The following is a 26,292-nucleotide window of genomic DNA, read 5'->3' as shown; positions in this document are numbered from 1 at the left end:
GATGTCGACGATTACGCGAGCCGGTGGCGACAACGCGGAGCGGACCCTCTCTGGCGCGCGCAAGGAGTGGCTGCCGGAGGCCTTGCTGTGGCTGATCACGGCGATGCTGATCGGTGCGCATCAGGGCACGGTGCTCACGCTCGGATTCCCGGTGCTCGCGATCCTGACGGGTCTCTGGCTCTACTTCAGGAGCCCGGCGCGCTACATCGGTTTCATGTGGTGGCTGTGGTTTCTGAGCCCGGAAGTGCGGCGTCTCGCCGACTGGTCCAAAGGCTCGTTCACGCCGACCAGCCTGATCCAGATCGCGCCGCTCGCGGTGACGATGATCAGCGGGTTTTCCTTGCTCCGCTACTACAAGGTGCTTTCGCAGCGGCGCGGCCTGCCGGTGCTGCTGATTCTGATGGGGCTCGCCTACGCGTTCATGATCGGCGTGATGTCGAGCGGACCGCTCGCCGCGACCTATGACCTCGCGAACTGGCTCTATCCGATCCTGATCGGCTTTCACATCATGGCGCACACGCGCCAGTATCCGAAGTATCGCGACACCATCGTCAATACCTTCATCTGGGGCATGCTGGTGATGGGCGGCTACGGCCTGATCCAGTTCTTCATCATGCCGCCGTGGGACGCGCTATGGATGCTCGGCTCGCAAATGAATTCGCAAGGCGACGCCGTGCCGATGGGCGTACGTGTATTCAGCACGATGAACTCGTCGGGGCCGTTCGCGTTCGCGATGATGGGCGCGATGGTCTACGTGATGGCGGCGACGCACCGCGTGCGCTGGGTCGCGGCAGCGCTGGGCTTCTTTGCGTTCGCACTGAGCCTCGTGCGTTCGACGTGGGGCGGCTGGGTGATTGCGCTCCTGATCCAGCTGGTCAAGTCGAACAACAAGGTGCGCGTGCGGATCGTGGCAAGCGCGGTGCTGCTTGCCGGTCTTTGCGTGCCGCTGCTGACGGTCGGCCCGGTTGCCGAGCGGATGCAGGCGCGCCTGAACACGCTCGTCAACCTGAGCGACGACCAGAGCTATGCCGCGCGTAACGAGTTCTACGCGACCTTCGCGAAGACCGCCTTTACCGACGTCTCCGGCGAAGGCATGGGCGCGACCGGCACCTCGACCAAGCTCTCGAACGACGGCGGTCAGCTCGGCCAGTACGGCAACTTCGACAGCGGCGTGATGAACATCCCGTTCGTGCTCGGCTGGCCCGGCACCTTGCTCTACATGTCCGGCATCGTCTGGCTGGTGGTGCGCGCGGCGCTCGCGTCGTTCAAGCTGCGCAACGACAAATTCGTCTCCGCTTGCCTGAGTCTCAGTCTTGCGACGTTCGCGATGCTGGTGTTCACCAATTCGCTGGTCGGCACTGGCGGCCTGCTGCTTTTCATGAGTGTTTTTTCGATCCTTTCCGCGGTGCACTACGAAAAGATGAACCGCAGACGCACGCTATTTCTCCACGGAGGCACTGATTGAGAGTCGCCATTGTCACGCACGTCGTGCGCCATAACGACGGCCAGGGGCGCGTCAACCACGAGATTGCGCGCGCCGCTCTCGACGAGAACATCGGCGTGACGCTGGTCGCGTCACATGTCGCGCCTGATCTTCTTGCCCATCCGAATGTTCGCTGGACGCCCATCAAAATCGGCAAATGGTGGCCCACCAATCTGCTGCGCCAGCAGGTGTTCGCATTCAAGAGCGCGATGTGGCTGCGCGCGCATCGTCGCGAATACGACGTGCTGCACGTGAACGGTTTCATTACGTGGATGCCCGCCGACGTCAACACCTCGCACTTCGTGCATAGCGGCTGGTTCGGCAGCAAGTACTACCCGTTCGGACTGACGAAGGGCGTGTGGTCTGCGTATCAGTCGGTTTATACGCGCTGCAACGCGCTGCTTGAACGCTGGGCTTACCGGCGTTCGAAGGTCATTACGGCCGTATCGCAAAAGGTCGCCGATGAAATTCGCGCGATCGGGTTGACGCCGCATAACCGGGTCGACGTGATTTACAACGGCGTCGATACGCAAGGCTTCGCGGCTGCAACGGGCGACCGCGCGAAATTTGGCCTGCCCGCCGACGCATTCCTGCTGCTGTTCGTGGGCGATCTGCGCACCCCGCGTAAAAACCTCGGCACGGTGCTGCAGGCGCTCAAGCATCTGCCGGAACATGTGCAGATCGCCGTGGCGGGGTTTCTGCCGGGCAGTCCGTATCCGGAAGAAGCGAAGGCGCTCGGCATTGCGCATCGCGTGCATTTTCTCGGCCTGGTCAAGGAAATGCCGGTCCTGATGCATTCGGTCGACGCCTTCGTGTTTCCGTCGCGCTACGAGGCGATGAGTCTGTCATTGCTTGAAGCGATGGCCGCAGGCTTGCCGGTGGTCACGGCGCGCACGGCGGGCGGCGCCGAAATCATCACGCCGGCATGCGGGATCGTACTCGACGATCCGGACGATCCCAAGGCTCTGGCCGGGGCCGTCGCGCGCCTGGCTGACAACGACGACGCGCGTCGCGCGATGGGCGTCGCGGCCAACGAACTCGCGACTGGCTTCGGCTGGGCGCGCATGGCCGCGCAATACATTGCGCTATATCGGCAACTCGCGGGGCAGCAGAGCGACCGCCGGCGCAGCGAAGCGGAAGCCACGGTGGTAGCCAAGACCGACGCGCTGACGCTGAACACGCTGGCCGGGCAGAAGGGCGCGGAATGAATGCGCGCCCTGACAGGGAACAACAGCGGGACCGGACCGCAGACCCGCAGGTGGACCCGTTGGCGAACCAGTTGGCCGAAACATCCCGCAATCCACTACAACTCTCAGAACGCACAGGGGCAACAATCATGACGACGAGTTCAATCAAATCGCTGCAGATCGGGATGCACTGGTTTCCCGAGCGCGCGGGCGGCCTCGACCGCATGTATTACTCGCTGGTCGGCGCGCTGCCGGGCGCGGGCGTCGCGGTGCGCGGCGTGGTGGCCGGCTCGTCGAAAGTGGCGGCGGACACCGGTGGCGCGATCAACGGTTTCGGCTCCGCTGCGCAATCGCTGCCGCTGCGGCTGATGGCGGCACGCCGCGCACTGCGCCAGGAGCTCAGGACTTCGCGTCCCGACGTGATTTCGTCGCACTTCGCGCTGTACACGTTCCCGGGTCTCGACGTGACGCGTGGCATTCCGCAGGTTTCGCATTTTCAGGGACCGTGGGCCGACGAGAGTCACGTGGAAGGGGCCGATTCGCTCGGCCAGCGTGCCAAGCGCTATCTGGAGCAATCGGTGTATGCGCGCTCGTCGCGGCTGATCGTGTTGTCCGAGGCGTTCGGCAAGATCCTGACGTCGCGCTATCGCATCGCACCGGACCGCGTGCGGGTGGTGCCGGGCTGCGTGGACGTCGAGCAATTCAATCTGCCGATCACGCCTGCCGAAGCGCGGCTGAAGCTGCAATTGCCGCAAGACCGGCCGATTGTGCTGGCCGTGCGGCGTCTGGTGCGCCGCATGGGCCTCGAGGACCTGATCGATGCGGTGAAGCTGCTCAAACGCACTGAGCCCGATGTGCTGCTGCTGATCGCGGGCAAAGGACGGCTCGAAGGCGAGTTGCAGGCACGGATCACCGAGGCGGGCCTCGAGAACAACGTGAAACTGTTGGGCTTCGTGCCCGATCAGCATCTGGCAGCGTTGTACCGCGCGGCGAATATCAGCGTGGTGCCGACGGTGGCGCTCGAAGGCTTCGGGCTGATTACCGTTGAATCGCTGGCATCGGGCACGCCGGTGCTGGTGACGCCGGTAGGTGGTTTGCCGGAAGCGGTGGCAGGCTTGTCGCCGAATCTGGTGCTGGCGCAGACGGGCGCGAAGGCGATTGCGGAAGGCCTGGCAGGCGCGTTGAACGGTTCGCTGAAACTACCGGATTCGGACGCTTGCCGCCGCTATGCACGCGAGAACTTCGATAACTCGGTGATCGCAAAGCGCGTGGCGTCGGTGTATAGCGAGGCGATTGCGGCGGGTGGGGTGCACTGAAGACTTCACGACGCAGTAGAAAAAGGCCTGAATCATAACGATCAGGCCTTTTTTGCATCGGGTGGCGGCTGCGCAAGCAGCCGTTACTCAGGGATCAGACTCAGGGATCAGAACGTCTCGTGATGCTCATTGCGCCCAAGGTCCGCATGAACCATCATGTGGCACAGTTGTTCGAGCGTGGTTTCCGGTTTCCAGCCGAGCTTCTCGTGTGCCTTGTCCGCGCAACCGATCAGCAGGTCCACTTCCGCCGGGCGATAGAACTTCGGATTCACGCGCACCAGCGTCTTGCCGGTGGCGACGTCGATGCCGGTCTCGCGCTCGTCCTTGCCCGACCATTCGATCTGGTAGCCCGCGGCGCTGAACGCCATGCGCACGAAGTCGCGTACCGTTTCGGTGCGGCCGGTGGCGAGCACGAAGGTGTCGGGTTCATCGGCTTGCAGCATGCGCCACATGCCTTCTACGTATTCCAGCGCGAAGCCCCAGTCGCGCTTGGCGCTCAGGTTGCCGAGTTCCAGCGCGTCCTGCTTGCCGAGCTTGATCTTGGCGACCGTATCCGTGATCTTGCGCGTCACGAACTCGCGGCCGCGCAGCGGCGATTCGTGGTTGAACAGAATCCCGCTGCTCGCGAAGATACCGTACGACTCGCGATAATTGATGGTCGACCAGTGTGCGAACAGTTTGGCGACGCCGTACGGGCTGCGCGGATAGAAGGGCGTGTCTTCGCGTTGCGGCACCGCCTGCACGAGACCGAACATTTCCGACGTCGACGCCTGATAAAAACGGGTCTTCGGATTCAGAATGCGGATACCTTCGAGCAGATTCAGCGCGCCGATGCCGGTCACTTCGGCGGTCGTCACGGGTTGGTCGAACGAGACACCCACGAAACTCTGCGCGGCCAGGTTGTACAACTCGTCGGCCTGCGCGCCTTCGAGCAGGCGCAACGTGGAGCCGAGGTCGGTCAGATCGTGTTCGACCAGACGCAGATTCGGATGATCGAGCACGCCGAGCTCACGAATGCGCCAGAAGTTGACCGAACTCGTGCGCCGGTAGGTGCCGGTCACGTGGTAGCCCTTGTCGAGCAGCAGTTTGGTCAGATAGGCGCCGTCCTGTCCGGATACGCCGGTGATGATCGCTTTGCGTGGTTGGCTCATAGCTTGCCTTCGATATTGGTAAAAGAAAAAAGAACTTCAGAGCGTGCCGTCCAGCAGTCGCCGCACCAGCGGATCGACGACCTGAAAATCCTGTTCAGCCTTGAGCCGGTACAAGCCCGGTTTCGGATGCGCGCCATCGGACATCAGCATTTTCCAGTCCGGCAGATTGCTGATGTACGCGAACTGATCGACGAGCGGCACCTGCTGTTCGGCCGCCACGCGGCGTGTCATCGCCACCATCGCGGCAAGCCGCGCGTTGAGGCGGTTGTCCGGCATTGGATTCGACGTCTGCAGAACCGGCTCTTTGCCGAGCGCACGCGCAGTTTTCACGAGCGTGGTTTCGGCCGCGTAAAACTGCTCGGGCGTCTGGTTCTGCATCACTTCGTTGATGCCGTAATTGATCAACACGATCTGCGCGGACGAAGCGGCAAGCCGTTCCTGCCACGGCAGACCGGCAGTCGGACCGGCACGGCGGTTGCCGGTGCCGTCGCGCAACTGGGTGGCCATCGTGCCGCCCACGCCGTAGTTCGTGACGCGCACCCGTTCGCCGTATCTCGCTTGCAATTCGCTCTGCAGATACGACACGGCGTTTTGCGCCTGCGGGCCGCAGTGGCCGTCGCTGCAGGTAATGCCCAGCGTGGTCGAATCGCCATAGGCGTCTACCAGCACCTGCGTGGCGGCCGGACTGCGGGCGTGCGCATCGAATGCCGGCGAAACCAGCAGCGACGCAACAACCGACATGCTCGCGGCGAGCCACGCGCGGCGCCTCATGCGCGGCTTTGCGGCGCTTGCGACGTGCCCGCCGGCGCGTTACCGGCCGGCGCAGGGGTTTTGCCTGCCGAGCCGAAGATCAACCGCTTTTCGAACCCGAACCACGTGATGCTGGCGTAGGCGAGGGTGATCGCGAGCGCCAGCGCCGCGGTCAGATAGCGATTCAGATGCAACGGCCACAGCGTGTACAGCACACTCAGGTGAATCAGATAGATCGTGTAGCTGATGGTGCCGATATAGACCAGCACGGGGTTGCACAGCAGCCGTTTGACGATGCCCTTGCTTTGCAAGGCGATGACCACGACGGAAGTACAAAGCACCAATGAAACGCTGTAGAGCCCGGCGTTCGACAGCGGCGTATTCGCCGCGCGGAACCGCGGGTAGTGCAGATGCAGCCACGCAAGCACAGCCAGCGCGGCAAAGAAGCCCAGCACGGCGAGACCCTTGAACGGTTCGAGCGCATTGCGATCGCGCCGCACGGCGACCGCGAGCAGCGCGCCGGCCGCGAGCAGGTCCATGCGGAACGGCGTCAGGTAGTAGATCGGCCAGAACGAATCGAACCAGGGCGTGGCGACCGCGCGCAGCACGGGCACCAGCACGATCAATGCGGCGGCCACGTAGCCGAGCACGCGCTCGGGGAGCAGCAGAATCACGAACGGCCAGAAAATATAGAACTGCTCTTCAACGGCCAGCGACCACAGCACGTTCAGGCTGTCGTGACCGCTTTGATTGAGCGCGTCGCCGATATTGGTCGCGAAGAATGCATACCACTGCCAGTGCTGCGCCCAGCCGAAGCCGAACAGAATCGACGACACCACCATCAACAGCAGATAAGGCGGCAGGATCCGCCGCGCCCGGCGCGCATAGAAATAGCCGAAATACGACTGCTCACGCGCCTTGCGTTCGAGCAGGATGCCGGTAATCAAAAAGCCGCTCAAAACAAAAAACAGATCGACGCCCATCCATAGCGGCGCTTTCAAGGCGTGCTGGGCGAATACCGCGAGCACGGCGATGGCGCGTAGGCCGTCGAGCTGCACGATGCGGCGGGCGTGAGAAGGCGCTGAGGGCAGTGCACTAGCAGTCATGAACCGTCCATGGTGTGAAGCGGATGGGCCAAGCGAAGGATCGCGCGCGATTTCTCAAGTCAGGAACAGGGCTTGAGAAAACAGCGGCGCGCCCGTTTCGCGTCGCAACGGAAGTGCATTCGATTCTAGGGAAAATAAATTGATGAAAAAACGGGAATGAAATGGATAAGTGAATCAGATTGCAACAGGGTGTTTCGTTATCCATTCGGAATTGATTTTTATGCTTGTGTCCTGAAGTTGTCGTAATGCGTAAGAAGTGCAGCCGGCATCAAGCGGGATCGGTAAAGATGAGGGGCCCAGGCGCCGCTAGACGCAAGGAACCACGTCTATTTTCATTTAATCTATTTTTAAATCATTTTCGTTCACAACGCTTAAAGTATCGAATATTTTTGAATTATTTTCGATTTTCGTTGCGGCGTTTTTTGCGCGTAATGTGATCGGTGCGGGAATCAGTCTCGTGTTCTTACGTCGCTTCTGCTTCTAGCGGCCTCTGCCGTCACTTCATTGGATTTTGTACCCGCGAGAGCCATTTGCCCGATTGCGGCACGGCCCTGACTGGAGGAATAACTTTGGCCCGTTTCACGTTCAAAACCTGGATTGCTGTGCTCGCTTATGCGGCCGGAATGACGGCGGCATCGGTCAGCTTCACGGCATCCGCGGAAACCGTGTTGAACGCGAAAAATTCCTGGATCGGCAATACCTTCGGTTTCGGCGACGGAACGTGGACACAGATCAACATTACCGCGATTGCGGTTGCGCCGGACGGCAAGGTCTACACGAACGCGCCGTGGGATGAAAGCGGCGCCGAAGCGAGTGTCTACCAGAACGGCAAGATGCTCGGCTTCGCGGGGGGCACGCACGGTTGGGGCAATGGCGGTGGCAGCGCGATTGCGGTGAATCGCAAGTACGCCTTCGTCGCGATCTCAGTCGGCAACGAGAAAGGACATCTGGTCGAGCAGGGCGTGTGGCCGGAGAAGGGCAAACAATGGTTCGGTATTTCGCGCCGGCAGATCGCCGATCCAAAGCGCGCCGCGCCGTTCCAGCCGGCCGCGAACAACGCTGACCCGCATGCACAACTGGCCGCCGGTTTCCTGATGATGAACGAAGTGCCGACGGGCACGAGTGCCGAAATCGGCGGCCTGGCGGCGAACGACACCACGCTTTACGCGGCGAACACTGCGCGCGATCGCATCGAAGTCTATGACACGGAATCGATGCAGCAGAAAACCACGTGGACCGTGCACGAACCGGGCCGCATCGCGCTTGCCCCCGACGGCACGCTCTGGGTGTTGAGCGGCACGCGCAACGACAAGGCGCCCCATGTGGAGCACTACACCGCTGCGGGCAAGCGCATCGACGAAACGTTGACGCTGCCCGCCGATACGGTCGCGGTCGATATTGCTATAGATGCGCAGGGTCGCGTTCTGATCGCCGACAACGGCCCGCGTCAGCAAGTGCTGTTTTTCAGCAAGAGCAACGGCCGTTACACGGAGTCGGGCTCGCTCGGCGAACGCGGCGGCATTTTCAGCGGCGTGCCCGGCAAGCCTGGCCCGCAGCGCTTCAACGGTTTGACCGGCGTGGGCGTGGATGCACGCGGCAACGTCTACGTGTCGACCAACGGCATCGGACCGCGCTACGAACCGATCGGCGCGGGCCTCGGCGCCACGCTCGAAAGCTATGCGCCCGACGGCAAACAGAACTGGCAGGTGCAAGGCCTGTTGTTCGTCGACGGCGCATGGATCGATCCGTCGCGTCCGGATAGCGTCTACACCGGCAACAAACGCTTCGAACTCGATCTGTCGAAGCCTGCAGGTCAGGACTGGAAATACGCGGGCTTTCTGTCGAACCGCTTCAAGTACCCCGACGACCCGGTCTTTCACACCGACCAATATCCCGGCTTGCCGATTGCCCGCAAGCTCAAGGGCCACACGTTCCTGTACCTGACCGACATGTACGCGGACCACCTGAAGATCTATCGCTTCGACCCGCAGCACGACGGCGAAACAGCGATTCCTTCGGGCTTCATCGCAGGGCGCGAGCGCGCGGTCTCCAAGGTGCCGAATGCACCGCCGGGCGGCGACTGGATCTGGCGCGATGCGAACGGCGACGGCAAGTTCAACACCGACGAATTCACGCTTAACACAAGCGGTACGAAGCTCGCGGGCGGCTGGGGCTGGTGGGTCGATACCGCCGGCGACATCTGGCGCACACGGGATAACAAAGGCATCTATCGCTTCCGCTTCGGCGGTCTGGATGCGAAGGGCAATCCCATCTACTCGTATTCGAACATGACGCAGTACCCGGTGCCGCAACCGTTCACCGAACTGCATCGTGCGATCTACGACCCTGACACCGACACGATGTACGTGACCGGCTATACGCCCGACACACCGGTGGACCGCGGCTTCTGGAAAGAAGTGGGCCGCGTGCTGGTGCGCTACGACAAATGGTCGAGCGGCAATCCGGTGCAGCGCTATTCGATCACGCTGCCGTGGACGACGCAGACCAAACCCATCGCCACGATTATCGGCCTCACGGTTGAAGGGCAATACCTCTTCGGCGTCGAGCCGGTCGGCGCAGTGCACGTGTGGGACAAGGACACGGGCAAGGAGGTCGGGGTGATTCGTCCGGGTCCGGAAGTGGGCCGCGCGTCGGGCTGGGTCGATGTGCCCAATGGCATCAGCGCCGCGAAGCGCAGCAATGGCGAGTACCTGGTGTTCGTCGAAGAAGACGCACGCGGGAAAGTGATGATGTATCGCTGGAAGCCTTGATGACGCACATGAAGGCTTTATTCGCAATACCAGGCAACTGAACCAGGCAACTGAGTTAACCCAAGGCAACCGATGGACAAAGGCATTCTCAAGAACGTAGCGATCAACTTCTTCGGGCTGGTGCTGCCGACTTTCGTCTCGCTCGTGACCGTGCCGTCGTATATCAAGCTGCTCGGCGTCGAGCGCTACGGCGTGATCAGTCTCGTATGGACCTTGATCGGCTACTTCGGGATTCTCGATCTCGGCATGAGCATGGCCGCGCAGAATCACATTTCGAAGGCGCGTGCTTCAGGCGACAAGAGTGAAAGCGCACGTGTGTTCTGGAGCGCGACGTGGCTCAATCTTGCGACCGGCATCGTCGGCGGGCTGATCATCTATTTCGGCGCGTTTCTGTACACCGCGTATTTCACCAAGGTGTCGCCGGAGTTGCAGCATGAAGTCTATATGGCGCTGCCGTGGCTCGCGGTGGCGATCCCGATTGCGAATGTGTCGTGGGTGTTCGCCGGGGCAATTAACGGCGCGGAACGCTTTGGTGTCTACAACACCAATCAGACCATCGGCACCTTCCTGTTCCAGTTGCTGCCGCTCGGTGCCGCATGGTGGATGGGCGCAACCCTGCAGAACGTGCTGGCCGCAGCGGTGTTAGCACGAATTCTCGCGGCGATTCTGCTGGGCCGTTCCGCGCTAAAGGTGCTGGAGATCCGCAGCATTCTTCCGCCGCAACTCGGCGTGGCGAAGGGACTCTTCAACTTCGGCGGCTGGATGCTGATTGCGAGCGTCACCAACATGATCGCCGAATCGCTCGACCGCGTGATGCTCGGCACGAGTCTCGGCGCGCGCTTCGTTACGTATTACACGGTGCCGCAGAACCTCGTGACGCGTTTGAATATCGTACCGACCGCGCTGGTGCGCACGCTGTTTCCGCGGCTGTCCGCCGTAGGCCGTGCCGATGCGGACACCATCACGCAGCAATCGCTCGAATTTCTCAATGGTGTGTTCACGCCGGTCGCGCTGGTCGCCATGCTCGTGCTTGAGCCGTTTCTGCATCTGTGGGTCGGCAATGAGATCGCCACCGTGGCGGCGCCGGTGGGCCGGATCATGATCGTCGCGGTTTGGCTCGTGGGCCAGGCGAACGTCACACGGATTCTGATCCAGTCGCAGGTCAACCCGGCCACGGCCGCGCGCGTCGGTTTGTTCGAATTGCCCTTGTTTGCAGGGGCTTTGTGGTTAGGCATTACGCATTTCGGTTTGACCGGCGCGGCGATGGTCGTGGCCGGCCGGGCACTGTTCGATTACGCCGTGCTGCTGCGCCTGTCGGCAATTCGCGCACGCCAGATCGCGCTCGACATGCTGGCCCACCTCGCTTTTCTGCTGGCCAGCCTATGGCTTGCCAGTTTCCTGCCAAGTCTCGCTTTGGCGATCGTCGCCGGTCTGTTGATGGTAGGCGCGAATGTCGCCTGGTCGATCACGATGACGCCCGCCTTGCGCGATCTTGCGCGTTCACTGCTGTTGCGACTGAATCCGAGGAAAAGCGCATGAACCACGAAGTCCTTGAAGAAGCCGTGCTGCAACCCGCAACGCGCAGTGCACTGGCAGAACTCACTACTGTTCCCGGCGCTCAGGCGCCGTCGCGCCGCACGACGATGCGTAGCGACAAGACGGTGCGCGTCGCGATCGTGCACGACTGGCTCGTCACCTATGCGGGCGCCGAGAAGGTGCTCGAGCAGATCGTTGCGTGCTTTCCGGACGCGGACCTGTTCAGCCTCGTCGATTTTCTCGACGATCGCAGCTTTCTGCGCGGCAAACCGGTCACGACCTCGTTCATCCAGAAGCTGCCGCTCGCGCGCACCAAATACCGCACGTATCTGCCTCTGATGCCGCTTGCGATCGAGCAGCTCGACGTGTCGGCCTACGACGTGGTGATCTCGAGCAGCCACGCCGTGGCAAAAGGGATTCTCACGGGTCCCGACCAGGTGCATATCAGCTACGTGCATTCGCCGATCCGCTATGCGTGGGATCTGCAGCACCAGTATTTGCAGCAGTCGAAGCTGACCAACGGGCCTAAGTCGGCAATGGCGCGGCTGATTCTTCACTACATCCGCAACTGGGATATCCGCACGTCGAATTCGGTGGACGGCTTTGTTGCGAACTCCGACTTCATCGCGCGGCGCATCAGGAAGGTCTATCAGCGCGAAGCGCAGGTGATCTTTCCGCCGGTCGACGTCGAAGCGTTTTCGCTGTGCACCGACAAGGAAGATTTCTATCTGACCGCGTCGCGAATGGTGCCGTACAAGAAGATCGATCTGATTGTCGAGGCGTTCGCGCGGATGCCGGAGCGCAAGCTGGTGGTAATCGGCGACGGTCCCGACATGCAGAAGATCCGCGCAAAGGCGGGGCCGAATGTTGAGATCATGGGCTACCAGCCGTTCAAGGTGCTCAAGGAAAAGATGAGCCGCGCGAAAGCATTTGTGTTCGCCGCGGAAGAAGACTTTGGCATTTCAGTGGTCGAAGCGCAGGCGTGCGGCACGCCGGTGATCGCCTACGGCAAGGGCGGGGCGCTCGAAACCGTACGCGATGTGTCGGAGGCGCGGCCCACGGGCATGTTTTTCGACGATCAGAACGCCGAGTCGATCATCGCGGCGGTCGAGCGTTTCGACGACCATGTGAAGCATTTTTCGCCAGTGGATTGCCGCGCGAACGCCGAACAGTTCTCCGCCGCCAATTTCCGCGAACGTTTCTTTGCCCATGTGCGGGCTTCAGTACCGGCATTGCGTTCGGCGACGCTGCCGCCGTACGTTCCCTACAAAGCGGACGTGGGCGCCAACGCGCCCCGCATTCTCGCGGTCGATCAGAGCGGCGTGCTCGGCGGCGCCGAGTTGTCGCTGCTGGAGATCGTCAAAGCCCTGCGCTCGCGCATCGAAGTCGTGCTGTTCGACGACGGTCCATTCCGCACGGCTTTGGCCAAGGCCGGCGTGACCGTCAACGTGCTGGACGCGGGCGCATTGCGCAATGTCCGTAAGCAGGGCGGTTCCTTGCCAAAGGGGCAGGCGCTCAAGGGTCTGATGTCGCTCGTACGCGCCACCGCGAAACGTGCGCGCGACGCCGAGGTGATCTACGCCAACACGCAGCGCGCGATGGTGATCGGCGCGATTGCGGGCAAGCTCGCCAGGCGGCCGGTGGTTTGGCATTTGCGCGATATCGTGAGTCCCGAGCATTTCGGCGGCAAGCAACTGGCGATCATCAAGTGGTGCGCGCGCCTCGGCCTCACGCATGTGATCGCCAATTCGGCGGCTTCCGCTCGCGCCTTCGCGGACCTGACGCGCTTCGACAAAAAGCGTATCGACGTGGTGTTCAATGGCATTTCCGCGGCACCGTTCGATGCGTTGCGCACAGTCCCGCAAGCGACACTGCGCCAGCGCCTGAACTTGCCGCAGGACGCATTTCTGGTCGGCTCGTTCAGCCGCCTCGCGCGCTGGAAGGGGCAACACGTGCTGCTCGAAGCGATGGTCCTCAATCCCCACATGCATGCGGTGCTGGTGGGTGCGCCGCTGTTCGGCGAAGACGCGTACGAGATCGAACTGCATGCCTTCGTCGCCGCACACAACCTCGGCGGACGGGTGCATTTCCTCGGCTTCCAGCACGATATTGCTGCTTGCATGTGCGCGGTCGATGCCGTCGTTCATACGTCAATCACGCCGGAGCCGTTCGGCCGCGTGATCGTCGAGGGGATGCTGGCACAGCGGCCAGTGGTGGCGGCACGCGCGGGCGGCGTGCTGGAGATCATCGACGATTACGAAAATGGCGTGCTATGCACCCCCGGCGACGCGCATGGTCTCGCCGACACGCTCGCCGAATTGCGTTCGAACGACGATCTGCGCAACAAGCTGGTCAGGAACGGCTATCAGACGGCGTTGAGCCGGTTCGGCACTGCGACGTATGTCGAGGGTGTCGAGCGGATTCTGAAGCGCGTGGCGGGGCGCTAAGGCGCTTGCGCGGGCGATTCAGCGGTGTGATTGACCGGTTGAATTAACGCGGGGGGTAGGCAGGGACTCGGCCGGTTCCTGCCGTTAGCGCAGCGGAGCGAAAGTCCCAGGGACTTCCGCTCCGTTTTTTTTGCGCCGCGCGCCGCCTATGCAACCGGGTTGTACAGCGTGGTCCCGGCGGCACGTCACGGCCCGCTTACATGGTTGAAGGAGAAACCTGTTTCTGGACTGAACATTGTGTTTCCCCGACCTGTCTACCGCATCGCTCTCAGGCTGGCTTTACTACACGCTTCGGTTTGAAACTCGCGGACCACTTCATCGCCGGCAGTTCGACCAGCCGGTAGAACACATACGCCACTGGCACGGCCACCAGCATGTAGCCGAACGACGGCCAGATCGACATCTGCAGCGACGAACGGAACAGGATCGACGACAGCAGCACGAAGATCGGCAGATGGATCAGATAGAGCGAGAAGCTGAAATCGCCGAACCGTGACAGGAGGCGCACGCCTGGCGTGTCGGCATTACGGCGCTCCAGCGCCTTGTACAGATAGAACGCGAAGCCGATCGCCCAGAACTGGAATGCCCCGTACTGGCCGAAATGGAACGCAGCGCAACCGAGCGCGATGAACGCCGCGGCAAGCGCGTAGAGCCAGACCGGCGAGCGCGCATCCGGCGCGGCATGGGCCTTCGCGTCGGCGATCCACGCGCCGAGCATCCACGAAAACCAATAGGACGTGAAGAACTGAATATCGTGGCGCTCGAGCACATAGGCCGACACCACATTGATCACCGCGACGATCGCCAGCACGGAAGTCATGCCCAGACGCCGGCGCAATGCAAATAGCAGCGGATAGATCGCATAGAACTGCACTTCGAGCGAGAGCGTCCAGAGCGCGCCGTTCGACCCATACGTCTTGCCGGCCAAGCCTTGCAGGGAAACCAGATTAACGAGGAACGCCTGCAGGCCGATCTCACGGATCTTGTGATTGACCGGCGGTAACTGCAAGCTGACCCAGTCGAGTGCCAGCGTCAGCACGAGCGCCGCCAGCAATACCGGATAAATGCGCGCGAAGCGGCGCACCCAGAAATTGCCGGCGTCGAGCCGGTAGTCGGGATTTTTTGCCAGTCGCAGTGCGCCGCCGCGATGAATGCAGTAGCCGCTGATCACGAAGAAAATCGGCACGCCGGCAGAACCCCATGCAATTGGGAACGTCAGATAGGCGGCAATCGTGCTCAGACTGAATGAATGGCCGACACTTTGGTGAAAGGTCTGCATACCGACCCATTCGACCTGGCGGCAGTGAAAATAGGCGACCAGAAGCGCTGCGAAGCCGCGCATTGCGTCGATTACATGTTCCTTGCCGGCGCTGTCGGCGCGCGCTTCGCTCTGCGCGCGCGGCGCGGCAGCCGGTCGTGACGGGGAGAGGGGCAGGGATGAGCCGGCGGCATCCAGTGCTGAGTCGCTCATGCGCGGTCCTTATTCTGACGGAGGGAAAAGCTTATTCCCGGGCGCCATACGCGCCCGCGATGCATGACATGCTAGTGCACCGTGGCGGCAAAAAATCGATAAAAAATTGCATGCCAATTTGAATTAAATGGCGATTTTGTGACGAATTGTAATTACGTATAAGTACTTGCTACATCGAATTATTTGCCGGTTTTGTCGTGCTAATTTAAGGCATGGATTCTCTTGACCTGAGGTGAAGTCATGAACCTGCATTTACTCGCCGGCATTGCCGTGCTACTGATCCTTGTCGCCGCCTCCGCTTACCGGGAGGCGCTGCGCAACGAGCCGATCCGCCGTTTTCGCATCAACCCGGCCAAGCTGCCCCAGCTCGACGAAAACGAATGAGCGGTGCCGGAGAGCGTTCAAGGGCGGTCTCGATTCGCGCCAGGACTCGCCCAGGCAGCCCGCTATCCGCTGCGCCGGATGCGTAAAATTTTCGGAATTTCCGAAAATAATTCAATTTAGATACGTAATTGTTTCCTGATGCCTGCCACGATCCGGAATATCGAAATGGAATCGATTTATTTATTCGAATCGAGAAAATTTCACGCATGAAATGGATTAATTTTTTGTTAGTCTTTTCGGCGACATCGAGTGGCCGCCAGGCCCGCGAACACACCAATTTCTAACCGATGTGGGAATGCCTACCATGCTGAAAGTCACCAAAGCCGTGTTTCCCGTAGCGGGCCTCGGGACACGATTCCTGCCGGCTACCAAAGCAAGCCCCAAGGAAATGCTGCCTATCGTCGACAAGCCGCTGATCCAGTACGCGGTTGAAGAGGCCATTGCCGCCGGCATCACCGAGATGATCTTCGTGACGGGCCGCAGCAAGCGCGCTATCGAAGATCATTTCGACAAATCCTACGAGATCGAAGCGGAACTCGAAGCGCGCAACAAGCAGAAGCTGCTCGACCTCGTGCGCAGCATCAAGCCGGCCAACGTCGATTGCTTCTACGTCCGTCAGGCCGAAGCACTCGGTCTGGGCCACGCAGTGCTCTGCGCCGAGAAACTGGTCGGCGAAAGCCCGTTCGCCGTGATTCTGGCCGACGACCTGCTGCATAGCTCGAAGCCGGTAATGAGCCAGCTCGTCGACACGTTCAATCACTATCACAGCTCGGTAATCGGCGTCGAAACTATCGCACGCGAAGACAGCCGTTCGTACGGTGTGGTGGATGGCAAGGAGTGGGAAGACAATGTGATCAAGCTGTCCGGCATCATCGAAAAGCCGGCACCGGACAAGGCGCCGTCGAACCTGGGCGTGGTGGGCCGCTATGTGTTGATGCCGACTATCTTCAAGCATATCCGCGCGCTCAAGCCGGGCGCGGGCGGTGAACTGCAGTTGACCGATGCGGTGCAATCGCTGCTGACCGAGGAGCAGGTGCTCGCCTATCGCTACTTCGGCACACGCTTCGATTGCGGCAGCAAGCTCGGTTATCTGAAGGCGACGGTGGAATTCGCGCTGCGCCATCCGGAAGTGAAGGCGGAGTTCGAAGCGTATTTGCAATCGTATATGCAGGCGAATATGCAAGCCAGCGTGCCGGCGCAGTACACGGCTGAAGCGGCTTGATTGCTGGAGACTGAGGAGACGAGGGCTTCTTCGGAAGTCCGAAGATTTCAGGCGGTTCGAATTCAGAACACGAGCGCGAACACAAACACGAGCGCGGGGTGCTAATCCACGGCGCGAACACGTCATCGGAACGCGCTGTTTGAACGCACGGCCTGATTTCACCGCCGCAAATGTTTCACGCAGAAGCAACGCGCAGCACTACCGCGCAAATTAAAACGGGCGCCGCATCATGCGGCGCCCGTCTTTCTTTCCGGCGTGGTCCGCGGCTATGGTCCGAGCCCAAAAAATCGAGCCTTACACCCAGGCCGCGGCCCAAACAGCCTTTACTGCGCCTTCTTCACTTCCAGCCGGAACTTGTGCAGCAACGGTTCCGTATAGCCGCTCGGCTGCTGGCGTCCTTCGAATACCAGCGCCTGCGCGGCCTTGAAGGCCAGCGTGTCGAAGCCCGGCGCCATCGGCTGGTAGTGCGGATCGCCCGCGTTCTGCTCGTCGACCACCTTCGCCATGCGCCTGAAAGTTTCTTCGACCAGCTCACGCGTCACCACGCCATGACGCAGCCAGTTGGCGATGTGCTGGCTGGAGATACGCAGCGTCGCACGGTCTTCCATCAGGCCGACGTTGTGGATGTCCGGCACCTTCGAGCAGCCGACACCCTGATCGATCCAGCGCACCACGTAGCCGAGAATGCCTTGCGCGTTGTTCTCGACTTCGCTGCGGATCTCGTCCGCGTTCCACTTCGCCTCTGCGACCACCGGAATCGTCAGCAGGCCGTCGAGCAGTTCGTCGCGTACTTTCGCGTAGTCTGTGCGTTCGAGTTCCTGCTGAACCGCTTGCACGTCGACCTGGTGATAGTGCAACGCGTGCAGCGTCGCGGCGGTCGGCGAGGGCACCCATGCGGTGTTCGCGCCAGCCTTCGGATGCGCGATCTTCTGTTCGAGCATGGCGTGCATCAGGTCCGGCATTGCCCACATACCCTTGCCGATCTGCGAGCGGCCACGCAGGCCCGCGCTCAAACCGGCCAGCACGTTGCTGCGCTCGTACGCGGTGATCCATGCGCTCGACTTCATGTCGCCCTTGCGCATCATCGGACCGGCTTCCATCGCCGTGTGCATTTCGTCGCCGGTGCGGTCGAGGAAACCCGTGTTGATGAACGCGACACGTTCCGATGCTTCGCCGATACAGGCGAGCAGATTGACGGAGGTGCGGCGCTCCTCGTCCATGATGCCCATCTTGATCGTGTTGCGCGGCAGCTTCAGCAGGTCTTCGACGCGCGCGAACAGCTCGCTCGCGAATGCGACTTCGGCCGGACCGTGCATTTTCGGCTTCACGATATAGATCGAGCCGGTGCGCGAATTCAGCTTGTGCTTGCGGTCGTGCAGTGCGCACAGCGTGGTGATGACGCCGTCGAGAATGCCTTCCGGAATCTCCAGGCCGTCTTTCGTCAGCACCGCCGGGTTCGTCATCAAATGACCGACGTTGCGGATGAACAGCAGCGAGCGGCCATGCAGCTTGACTTGCGATTTTCCATCCGCACCGGTGTACTCGCGATCGGCGTTCAGACGGCGCGTGAAGGTCTTGCCGCCCTTCGTGACTTCTTCCGTCAGGTTGCCGTTCATCAGGCCGAGCCAGTTGCGATACAACTGGACCTTATCGTCCGCATCAACCGCGGCAACGGAGTCTTCGCAATCGATGATCGTGCTCACCGCGGCTTCGACCAGCACATCCTTCACGTGCGCCGAATCGGTCTTGCCGATCGAATCGTTCGCGTCGATCTGGATTTCGAAGTGCAGGCCGTTGTGCTTCAACAGCACGGCCGACGGTGCGCTCGCGTCGCCCTGATAGCCGATGAACTGCGCCGGCGTCTTCAGTTCGGTCTTGCCGCTCTTCAGCGTAACCACGAGCTTGCCGCCCTCGACGCTATAAAGCGTGGCATCGACGTGCGAGCCGTTCGCGAGCGGCGCGGCCTGATCGAGAAACTTGCGGGCATAAGCGATCACCGCGGCGCCGCGCACGGGGTTGAAGGCCTTCTGCTTTTCAGCGCCGTTGGTCTCGGGGATCGCATCGGTGCCGTACAGCGCGTCGTACAGGCTGCCCCAGCGTGCGTTGGCCGCGTTGAGCGCATAGCGCTGATTCGACAGCGGCACCACGAGTTGCGGGCCGGCCTGTTCGGCGATTTCGGTGTCCACGTGGTCGGTCGTGGCTTTGACGCTTGCCGGCGACGGCACGATGTAGCCGATGCCTTCGAGGAAGGCGCGGTACGCGTGCAGATCGCGCACCGGACCCGGATTGGCGCGATGCCAGGTGTCGAGTTCGGTTTGCAGGCGGTCGCGCTCGGCCAGCAGCGCACGGTTTTTGGGCGCCAGCTCGTGTACGAGGGCGTCGAAACCCGACCAGAATGCGGCGCTGTCGAGTCCGGTGCCGGGCAGGGCTTCGGTTTCGACGAACTGGTCGAGGTTGGCGGCGACTTGCAGTCCACCGCGCGGGTTCATCTGAGTCATCGACTGCTCCATCTGAATGGGACCGATGTGGGGGCATCGGTCCCTGTTGTGCTTCTTGCTTTTATTGATGCCGCTTTGAACGCATCCGAACGGATGTCGAACTTAAGCTGCGATCGCTTGAATACCCGCCTTGGCGATTTGCGCGTCCTGATCCGACTTGACGCCCGACACGCCGACCGCGCCGACCACCTGGCCGTCGACGATCACCGGCACGCCGCCTTCCAGCGTGCCTTGCAACGGCGCGCTCAGGAATGCCGTGCGGCCGTTGTTGATCATGTCTTCGTACACCTTGGTCTCGCGGCGGCCAATCGCCGAAGTGCGGGCCTTTTCCGTCGCGATGTACGAGCTGGCCGGCGCGCTGCCGTCCAGACGCAGCATGCCGAGTGGGTGGCCACCGTCGTCGACCACCACGATAGCGACGGCCCACTGGTTCTTCTCGGCTTCCGCGCGGGCGGCTTCGAGGATTCGGGTCGTTTCGGCAACGGTCAAAACGGGTTTGCTCAGCATAATGAATTTCCTGTTTCGTTTATGGTAGGGATGCTTCTACAAGTTCTATCCAGTGGCGCACCGGAGTGCGCCCGGCGCCGTCCAGATGCGTCTGGCAACCGATGTTGGCCGTGACGATCATCTCCGGTTTGCCGCTTTCCAGCGCATCGAGCCTGTTGCTCCGTAATCTTTCCGCAAGCTCCGGCTGGGTGATCGAATACGTGCCCGCCGATCCGCAACACAGATGGGCGTCAGGCACAGCGGTGAGATCGAAGCCGAGCCGTTGCAGGATCGACTCGACCGCGCCGCCCAGCTTCTGCGCATGCTGCAACGTGCAGGGGCAGTGAAACGCGATTTTCCGCCGCGCCTCATCTGGCAACGGCGTTGACACCTGCGTTGGCAACGCCGTTAGCCCCTGCGTGGGCAACTTCGCCGGCGATTGACTCGCCTGCAACTGATCGAGCGGCTCGTTAGCCAATACCTCCACGAGGTCTCGCGCCAGTTCGCTGACCCGCTGCGCTTTTGACGCATAGCGAGGGTCGTCGCGCAACAGATGCCCGTACTCCTTGACGAACGCGCCGCAGCCGCTCGCGGTTTGCACGATCGCCTCGGCGCCGGCCTCGATGGCGGGCCACCACGCGTCGATATTGCGCCGTGCCCGCGCAAGGCCTGCCGCTTGCGCATTCAGATGATAATCGGTTGCCCCGCAGCAGCCGGCCCGGCTGGCATCCACGATGCTGATGCCCAGCCGATCCAGCACACGCGCGGCGGCCGCGTTGGTGTTCGGCGACAGCGCGGGTTGCACGCAGCCTTCCAGCATCAGCATTTTGCGCGGATGCCGCGACGCCGGCCTCAGTTTTGTCCCAGCGTTTGCCCGAGCGCTTCGCTTGGGGATTTTACGTCCAAGCGCGGCCGGAAGAAATGGACGTATGGCCCGGCCGGTTTCAAGCAGCGCGCGGAATACGGCGGAATTCGGGATCACACGGCGCAAACCCTCGCGCAGCAGGCGTTCCGAAGCAGGGCGAATAATGCGCCGCTCCAGTTCGGCACGGCCGATATCGAGCAGCGCGTGATAGGTGACACCTGACGGGCAGGTGGTTTCACAGTTGCGGCAGCTCAGGCAGCGGTCGAGGTGCAACTGGGTTTTCTGCGTGACCGGCTCGCCTTCGAGCATCTGTTTGATCAGATAAATGCGCCCGCGCGGCCCGTCGAGTTCGTTGCCGAGCAGTTGATAGGTCGGGCAGGTCGCGTTGCAGAAGCCACAATGCACGCACGAGCGCAGGATCTGTTCGGCTTCGTCGGCACGCGACAGGGTTTTGGCGGCATCGCTGAGATTGGTTTGCATGGTGTCGTTTGCCTTCAGGGCTTCACAGGCCGGCGTTCACAAACCGGCATAAAGACGGCCGGGGTTGAAGAGGCCGCGCGGATCGAGTTGCTGCTTCAACTGCTGGTGAAAGCGCAACAGCGCATCCGGCAGTGGCGTGAACGGCTCGGCGTCCGCGCGGGGCGTGAAGCAGGTCGCGTGGCCGCCGGCAGCATGCGCGATCTGGCGGATCGTCGCGGCTGGCGCGTCGCTTTTCAGCCAGCGTTGCGCGCCGGCCCAGTCGAGCAGCGTGTCGCCGGGCAAACTGGTCAGCGGCGAAGCGTTCGGCAGCGAGAGGCGCCACAACGGCCGCGGGTCGTCAAAAAACGCCAGACGGTGTTCGCGCAGCGCGTCCCAGAACCGCACATCGAGTTCGGCGCCGCCGATGCGGTCCACGGCCGAAGCCACCGACCCCATACCGCCTTCGAGCCGTACATGCAGGCGTCCGTCGATGTGACAGGCGCCGCTGACCGGTAACGCCGCCTTGCGCCACACGGACAGTTCGCGCAGCGCTTCGGCTGCGCCGAGATCGAGCGTGAGACTGCCGGTCGCGCGCGGCTTCGGCAACACCTTGAGCGAGACTTCGGTGATCAGGCCGAGACAGCCGAAGCTGCCGGCCAGCAGACGCGAGACGTCGTAGCCCGCAACGTTCTTCATCACTTCACCGCCGAAGCGCAGTTGCTTCGCCTGACCGGTAATGACGCGGCATCCCAGCACGAAGTCGCGTACCGCACCGGACCACGGCCGGCGCGGACCGGCGAGACCGGCGGCAACCATCCCGCCGACGGTGGCCGCGCCGTCGAAAGTGGGTGGCTCGCATGGCAGCATCTGACCGGCCGCATCCAGCGCGGCGTTCAGTTCAGCGACCGGCGTGCCCGCGCGCGCCGTGATCACGAGTTCAGTCGGGTCGTAACTGACGATGCCGCGATGCGAGCGCGTGTCGATTGGCTTGCCTGGCATCGGGTGGCCGAGAAAAACCTTGCTGTTGCCGCCGCGAATCTTCAGCGGCGTACCGCTTGCCCATGCTTGCGAGACTTCGGCGACGAGCCGTTCGCTATCGTCCATCGATACCGGTTCGATCAGCATCAGAAACGCTCCAGTTCAGGAAAGGGCAGTGCGCCGTGGTGGACATGCATCGAGCCGAATTCGGCGCAGCGGTGCAGGGTCGGCACGTTCTTGCCAGGGTTCAGGAGGCCGCTCGGGTCGAAAGCGGCTTTCAGCGCGTGGAAGAAGCTCAGTTCGTCGCTATTGAACTGCGCGCACATCTGGTTGATCTTTTCGCGGCCCACGCCGTGTTCGCCGGTGATGCTGCCACCCACCGCCACGCAGAGTTCGAGGATCTTCGCGCCGAGGGCTTCGGCGCGTTCGGTCTCGCCAGGCGCGTTCGCGTCGAACAGGATCAGCGGATGCATGTTGCCGTCGCCTGCATGAAACACGTTGGCCACGCGCAGCCCATATTCGTTCGAGAGGTCTTCGATGCCTTTGAGCACACGCGGCAATTCGCGGCGCGGGATCGTGCCGTCCATGCAGTAGTAATCCGGGGAGATGCGGCCCACCGCGGGGAATGCGTTTTTGCGACCGGCCCAGAAACGCTGGCGTTCGGCTTCGTCTTTCGCAAGCCGGATATCGGTTGCGCCCGCCGCGCGCAGGAGCGCTTCGACCCGTTCCACGTCTTCCCGTACGTCACTTTCCGCGCCGTCGACTTCGCACAGCAGGATTGCTTCGGCGTCGACCGGGTAGCCTGCGTGGATGAAGTCTTCCGCGGCGCGAATCGCGAGGTTGTCCATCATTTCGAGCCCGCCCGGGATCACGCCCGCGCCGATGATCTGCGCGACCGCCGCGCCGGCTTGCTCGACGTCGTCGAAACTGGCGAGCAGGACCTTCGCACTTTGCGGCTTGGTGAGCAGTTTCACGGTGACTTCGGTGACGATGCCGAGCATGCCTTCCGAGCCGGTGAAGAGTGCGAGGAAATCGAAACCGGGTGCATCCAGTGCATCCGAGCCGAGCGTGATGCGCTCGCCGTCGATAGTGAGGATCTCGAGCTTCAGGATATTGTTGACGGTCAGTCCGTACTTCAGGCAGTGCACGCCACCGGCGTTTTCCGCGACATTACCGCCGATCGAGCAGGCAATCTGCGACGAGGGGTCCGGCGCGTAATACATGCCGTGGGGCGCGACGGCCTGCGAGATCGCGAGATTGCGCACGCCGGGTTGCACGCGGGCGATGCCGGCCTCGGGATCGACGCCGAGAATCCGGTTAAAGCGCGCCATCACCAGCAGAATGCCTTTGTCCAATGGCAGTGCGCCGCCCGACAAACCAGTACCGGCACCGCGCGCGACCACTGGAATCTTTTGGGCATTGGCGAATTTCAGCAGCGCTTCGACCTGTTCGACCTTGTCGGGCAGCGCGACCAGCATCGGCGTCGCGCGATAAGCGGCGAGGCCGTCGCATTCGAACGGACGTAGATCTTCCTGTTCATGCAGGAGTTGCAGATCGGGGATCAGCGCTTGTAGTTGCGCGACGACCGCGGATTTGTCGTGTGTCGCAAGCGCGCCGTCAATGCGCTCGTCGTAGTGATAGCTCATGGGGGAGTCTCCTGGTGCCGCGCGAACCTGGTGGTCGCACCCGTGGGCACGGGCGTGCGAGCGTGTCTCAGGCGGGATTGTTGCGGCTATGGCGGTTGGTGTCGACAGATGAAGCAAGTGGTCGTACCAGTTTTTGAATTGATGGCTCCAGACTGGATACGCCAGATGAATTGATATATATGGGTTACAAAGGATGTAGCTCATTCCTGCGTGTTAGCATTCCAAGGTGGTCATACCAGTTGGAATTGCAATGCAGACAGCGGATCAGGAAAGCTCGCGGCAGGTGGCGGACGTCGTTGCCGAGCGTATCGAACGATTGATCGTCGACGGCGTGCTGAAAACGGGGCAAGCGCTGCCGTCCGAGCGGCGCCTCACCGACAAGCTCGGCGTGTCGCGCACAGCGCTGCGCGAAGGGCTCAAGCTCTTGCGGGCGCGTGGCATCATCGAGACCTCGCACGGCAAGGGTTCGTTTGTCGCAAGCCTCACCGCGCAACCCACGCTCACGCCGATGATGCATTTGCTCGGCTCGCAGCCGCGCACGCTCTACGATCTGTTCGAAGTGCGCGCGTTGCTCGAAGCGGAGTCCGCACGGCTTGCGGCGCTGCGCGGCACGCCTGCCGACTTCGTGCTGATCACGCGACGCTACGAAGAAATGCTCGCGGCGCACGGCAAGGAGACGAGTGCGTCTACCCACGCGCGGCTCGATCATGCGTTTCACCTCGCAATTTGCGAGGCCTCGCATAACCCGGTGCTGGTGCATACGTTGAGCACGCTGACCGATCTGCTGCTGAGTTCGGTGTTCGCGTCGGTGAACAATCTTTATCACCGCGAGCCGCAAAAGCGGGTAATCGATCGTCAGCATGCACGGCTCTACAACGCCGTCACCGGCAAGCTGCCCGGACAGGCGCGTAAGGCCGCGGCCGATCATATCGATAGCGTATGTGCGAACCTACGGGAAATCGAACAGGAAGAGCAGCGGCTTGTGCGCGCAACGCTGCGGCTGGAAGGTTGGGAATAGCGGCACAGCGTCGCACAGCGGTTTGCGCTCGAAGGCGCGAAGTTTCCGGCGCAGCGTTTTCAACGCAGATGGTGCGGGTAGTGCAGATGGGATGCAGACGGGTGCCACAACGCTGCCGATATGCGCTTTACAATCGGGTATTAACACAAGAAATCGCGTGTTCCCCACGCTCCACACCATGCCTACGATCAGCGAGCTGTTTGTCTATCCGATCAAATCCTGCGCCGGCATTGCGCTCAATGAAGCGCGCCTGCTCGCCACGGGCCTCGAATACGATCGATGCTGGATGGTCACCGACCCGAGCGGCGCGATGTTCACGCAGCGCGCGTTTCCACGCATGGCGCTGATTCAGGTCGAACTCGGCGAACATGCACTCGTGATGCGCGCGCCGGGCATGAACGAACTGCGCACGCCGCTCGACGCAGCCGGACTCAGCGCACCGCAAAAGGTGCAAACCGCAGTGTGGCGTGACGCGGCCTACGGGCTCGACACCGGAGAAGAAAGCGCGGCATGGTTTTCAACTTTTCTCGGCGTGCCGGCGCGGCTTCTGCGCTTCAATCCCGAGCGCGAACGGATAGTCGATCCGGACTACACCGGGAGCGTGGGTGGCGCCACCACGTATTTCGCCGATGGTTTTCCGCTACTCGTGATCGGGCAAGCCTCGCTCGACGATCTGAATGTACGCCTCAACAGCAAGGGTGCACCGTCGATTGCGATCAACCGGTTTCGCCCCAACGTCGTGCTGGCGGGACTCGATGCGTACGAAGAGGATTATGTCGAGAGCCTGAGTGTCGAAGGCGTAGAGGATCAAACCGTGCAACTGCAACTGGTCAAGCCGTGCTCGCGCTGTCCGATGCCGACCATCGATCAGGCAAGGGGCGCGCCCGATCCCGACTGGCCGAACGAACCCACCGACACGATGAGTGTTTACCGGGCGAATCCGCAGCGGGACGGGGCGTTGACGTTCGGCAACAATGCAATCGTCGCGCGGGGCGCGGGGGCGTGGCTACGGGTCGGGCAGGCGGTCGAAGCCGAATTGGGTTTTGGCGACTAGCTTGGGACTCATGCCGGCCAAGCCCGGTCAGCGCCGCCAGGATCACCTGCGTCGACACGAGCTTGACGAAATGATGGTTGAATCCGGAGCGCAACGATTCGTTCCTGTCCTCGTCGCGCACGAGGCGAGTCACGGCGACCAGCGTGGGCGCCGGCGTGTCGGCCACGCACCGGGTACTCGCCGCTCGCACGCGTACAGTGCTGCGTCGCACCATCCATGTGCTTCGCTGCATCAAAACGAGCCGCGCATCATGTCCGCGGCACGCCTGTGCCATTCGTCCCCAGGCCACGTGCCACGGGGCTTCAACGGGAATTTCGCGCAATTGGCACAGCCTTTGCGTTAAGCCTTGCCAGCGGATCAACGTAGATTCGTCGTGAGTGCGACAACAACGTACTCGCTGCAGCACAGGTCAGGACAACGGCGTCCCCCGAATTCAGTCATCGACTGGGTTCGCGGGACGCCGT

General features: G+C 62.0%; 19 protein-coding genes. 10 read left to right on the top strand and 9 right to left on the bottom strand.

Features of this window, described 5'->3' with window-relative positions:
* The first annotated feature begins 1 nt into the window (after position 1).
* From PQR40_RS11915 to PQR40_RS11905, 3 genes are all read left to right on the top strand, one after another.
* Positions 2 to 1,465, top strand: coding sequence for a glucose-6-phosphate isomerase (locus tag PQR40_RS11915; RefSeq protein WP_408223134.1), 1,464 nt, complete (start codon positions 2 to 4; stop codon positions 1,463 to 1,465).
* The gene (locus PQR40_RS11910) at positions 1,462 to 2,691 is read left to right on the top strand and encodes a glycosyltransferase family 4 protein (protein WP_408223136.1); all 1,230 of its coding nucleotides are present in this window, start codon (positions 1,462 to 1,464) and stop codon (positions 2,689 to 2,691) included. The genes PQR40_RS11915 and PQR40_RS11910 overlap by 4 nt, the downstream gene beginning before the upstream one ends.
* A gap of 128 nt (positions 2,692 to 2,819) precedes the next feature.
* Positions 2,820 to 3,986: a glycosyltransferase family 4 protein gene (locus tag PQR40_RS11905; protein ID WP_408223138.1), complete on the top strand. Its 1,167-nt coding sequence runs from the start codon at positions 2,820 to 2,822 to the stop codon at positions 3,984 to 3,986.
* Positions 3,987 to 4,093: 107 nt separating this feature from the next.
* On the opposite strand, the gene gmd is transcribed toward PQR40_RS11905, so the two are convergent.
* From gmd to PQR40_RS11890, 3 genes are read right to left on the bottom strand one after another with little or no spacing between them, the layout of a single operon-like run.
* The gene (gmd, locus tag PQR40_RS11900; protein ID WP_408223140.1) at positions 4,094 to 5,137 is read right to left on the bottom strand and encodes a GDP-mannose 4,6-dehydratase; all 1,044 of its coding nucleotides are present in this window, start codon (positions 5,135 to 5,137) and stop codon (positions 4,094 to 4,096) included.
* Positions 5,138 to 5,173: 36 nt separating this feature from the next.
* Positions 5,174 to 5,908 (bottom strand): SGNH/GDSL hydrolase family protein, encoded by a 735-nt coding sequence (locus tag PQR40_RS11895; RefSeq protein ID WP_408335438.1) that lies wholly within the window; start codon positions 5,906 to 5,908, stop codon positions 5,174 to 5,176.
* The gene (locus PQR40_RS11890) at positions 5,905 to 6,993 is read right to left on the bottom strand and encodes an acyltransferase family protein (protein ID WP_408223144.1); all 1,089 of its coding nucleotides are present in this window, start codon (positions 6,991 to 6,993) and stop codon (positions 5,905 to 5,907) included. Before PQR40_RS11890 ends, PQR40_RS11895 begins: the two co-directional genes overlap by 4 nt.
* Positions 6,994 to 7,562: 569 nt before the next feature.
* Here PQR40_RS11890 and PQR40_RS11885 point away from each other — a divergent pair.
* From PQR40_RS11885 to PQR40_RS11875, 3 genes are all read left to right on the top strand, one after another.
* Positions 7,563 to 9,764: an NHL repeat-containing protein gene (locus PQR40_RS11885; protein WP_408509058.1), complete on the top strand. Its 2,202-nt coding sequence runs from the start codon at positions 7,563 to 7,565 to the stop codon at positions 9,762 to 9,764.
* A 72-nt stretch (positions 9,765 to 9,836) separates the two neighbouring features.
* Positions 9,837 to 11,303: a flippase gene (locus PQR40_RS11880; protein ID WP_408223148.1), complete on the top strand. Its 1,467-nt coding sequence runs from the start codon at positions 9,837 to 9,839 to the stop codon at positions 11,301 to 11,303.
* Complete coding sequence (locus PQR40_RS11875; RefSeq protein ID WP_408388814.1) at positions 11,300 to 13,747, top strand: glycosyltransferase family 4 protein; 2,448 nt, start codon at positions 11,300 to 11,302, stop codon at positions 13,745 to 13,747. Before PQR40_RS11880 ends, PQR40_RS11875 begins: the two co-directional genes overlap by 4 nt.
* Before the next feature lie 268 nt (positions 13,748 to 14,015).
* Here PQR40_RS11875 and PQR40_RS11870 read toward each other — a convergent pair whose 3' ends face one another.
* A complete protein-coding gene (locus tag PQR40_RS11870) occupies positions 14,016 to 15,218 on the bottom strand; it encodes an acyltransferase family protein (RefSeq protein WP_408509057.1) in 1,203 nt (400 codons plus the stop codon).
* Between the two features lie 240 nt (positions 15,219 to 15,458).
* Between PQR40_RS11870 and PQR40_RS11865 the strand changes: the two genes are divergently transcribed.
* The gene (locus PQR40_RS11865; protein ID WP_325043959.1) at positions 15,459 to 15,602 is read left to right on the top strand and encodes a hypothetical protein; all 144 of its coding nucleotides are present in this window, start codon (positions 15,459 to 15,461) and stop codon (positions 15,600 to 15,602) included.
* Between the two features lie 304 nt (positions 15,603 to 15,906).
* The gene (gene galU / locus PQR40_RS11860) at positions 15,907 to 16,824 is read left to right on the top strand and encodes a UTP--glucose-1-phosphate uridylyltransferase GalU (RefSeq protein ID WP_408223154.1); all 918 of its coding nucleotides are present in this window, start codon (positions 15,907 to 15,909) and stop codon (positions 16,822 to 16,824) included.
* Positions 16,825 to 17,147: 323 nt separating this feature from the next.
* Here the strand turns inward: galU and PQR40_RS11855 are convergent, their stop codons facing one another.
* The 5 genes from PQR40_RS11855 to glcD all read right to left on the bottom strand — a co-directional run bounded on the left by PQR40_RS11855 (position 17,148) and on the right by glcD (position 23,756).
* Positions 17,148 to 19,322, bottom strand: a complete 2,175-nt coding sequence (locus tag PQR40_RS11855; protein ID WP_408223156.1) for a malate synthase G — start codon at positions 19,320 to 19,322, stop codon at positions 17,148 to 17,150.
* A 102-nt stretch (positions 19,323 to 19,424) separates the two neighbouring features.
* Positions 19,425 to 19,829 (bottom strand): heme-binding protein, encoded by a 405-nt coding sequence (locus PQR40_RS11850; protein WP_120291848.1) that lies wholly within the window; start codon positions 19,827 to 19,829, stop codon positions 19,425 to 19,427.
* A 19-nt stretch (positions 19,830 to 19,848) separates the two neighbouring features.
* Positions 19,849 to 21,153, bottom strand: a complete 1,305-nt coding sequence (gene glcF / locus PQR40_RS11845; protein ID WP_408388819.1) for a glycolate oxidase subunit GlcF — start codon at positions 21,151 to 21,153, stop codon at positions 19,849 to 19,851.
* A 36-nt stretch (positions 21,154 to 21,189) separates the two neighbouring features.
* On the bottom strand, positions 21,190 to 22,257 hold the full coding sequence (gene glcE / locus PQR40_RS11840; RefSeq protein WP_408509056.1) for a glycolate oxidase subunit GlcE: 1,068 nt from the start codon (positions 22,255 to 22,257) through the stop codon (positions 21,190 to 21,192).
* Complete coding sequence (gene glcD / locus PQR40_RS11835; RefSeq protein ID WP_408509055.1) at positions 22,257 to 23,756, bottom strand: glycolate oxidase subunit GlcD; 1,500 nt, start codon at positions 23,754 to 23,756, stop codon at positions 22,257 to 22,259. The genes glcE and glcD overlap by 1 nt, the downstream gene beginning before the upstream one ends.
* Before the next feature lie 250 nt (positions 23,757 to 24,006).
* Between glcD and glcC the strand changes: the two genes are divergently transcribed.
* The gene (gene glcC / locus PQR40_RS11830; RefSeq protein WP_408223164.1) at positions 24,007 to 24,774 is read left to right on the top strand and encodes a transcriptional regulator GlcC; all 768 of its coding nucleotides are present in this window, start codon (positions 24,007 to 24,009) and stop codon (positions 24,772 to 24,774) included.
* A 178-nt stretch (positions 24,775 to 24,952) separates the two neighbouring features.
* Positions 24,953 to 25,828, top strand: a complete 876-nt coding sequence (locus PQR40_RS11825) for an MOSC domain-containing protein (RefSeq protein WP_408509054.1) — start codon at positions 24,953 to 24,955, stop codon at positions 25,826 to 25,828.
* Positions 25,829 to 26,292: the final 464 nt, after the last annotated feature.

The organism is Paraburkholderia sediminicola (assembly GCF_046026855.1).
In the GTDB taxonomy this organism is placed as follows: domain Bacteria; phylum Pseudomonadota; class Gammaproteobacteria; order Burkholderiales; family Burkholderiaceae; genus Paraburkholderia; species Paraburkholderia sediminicola_A.
The sequence above is the reverse complement of the archived record's forward strand: the minus strand, read 5'-3'. Positions and strand labels throughout refer to the sequence as shown.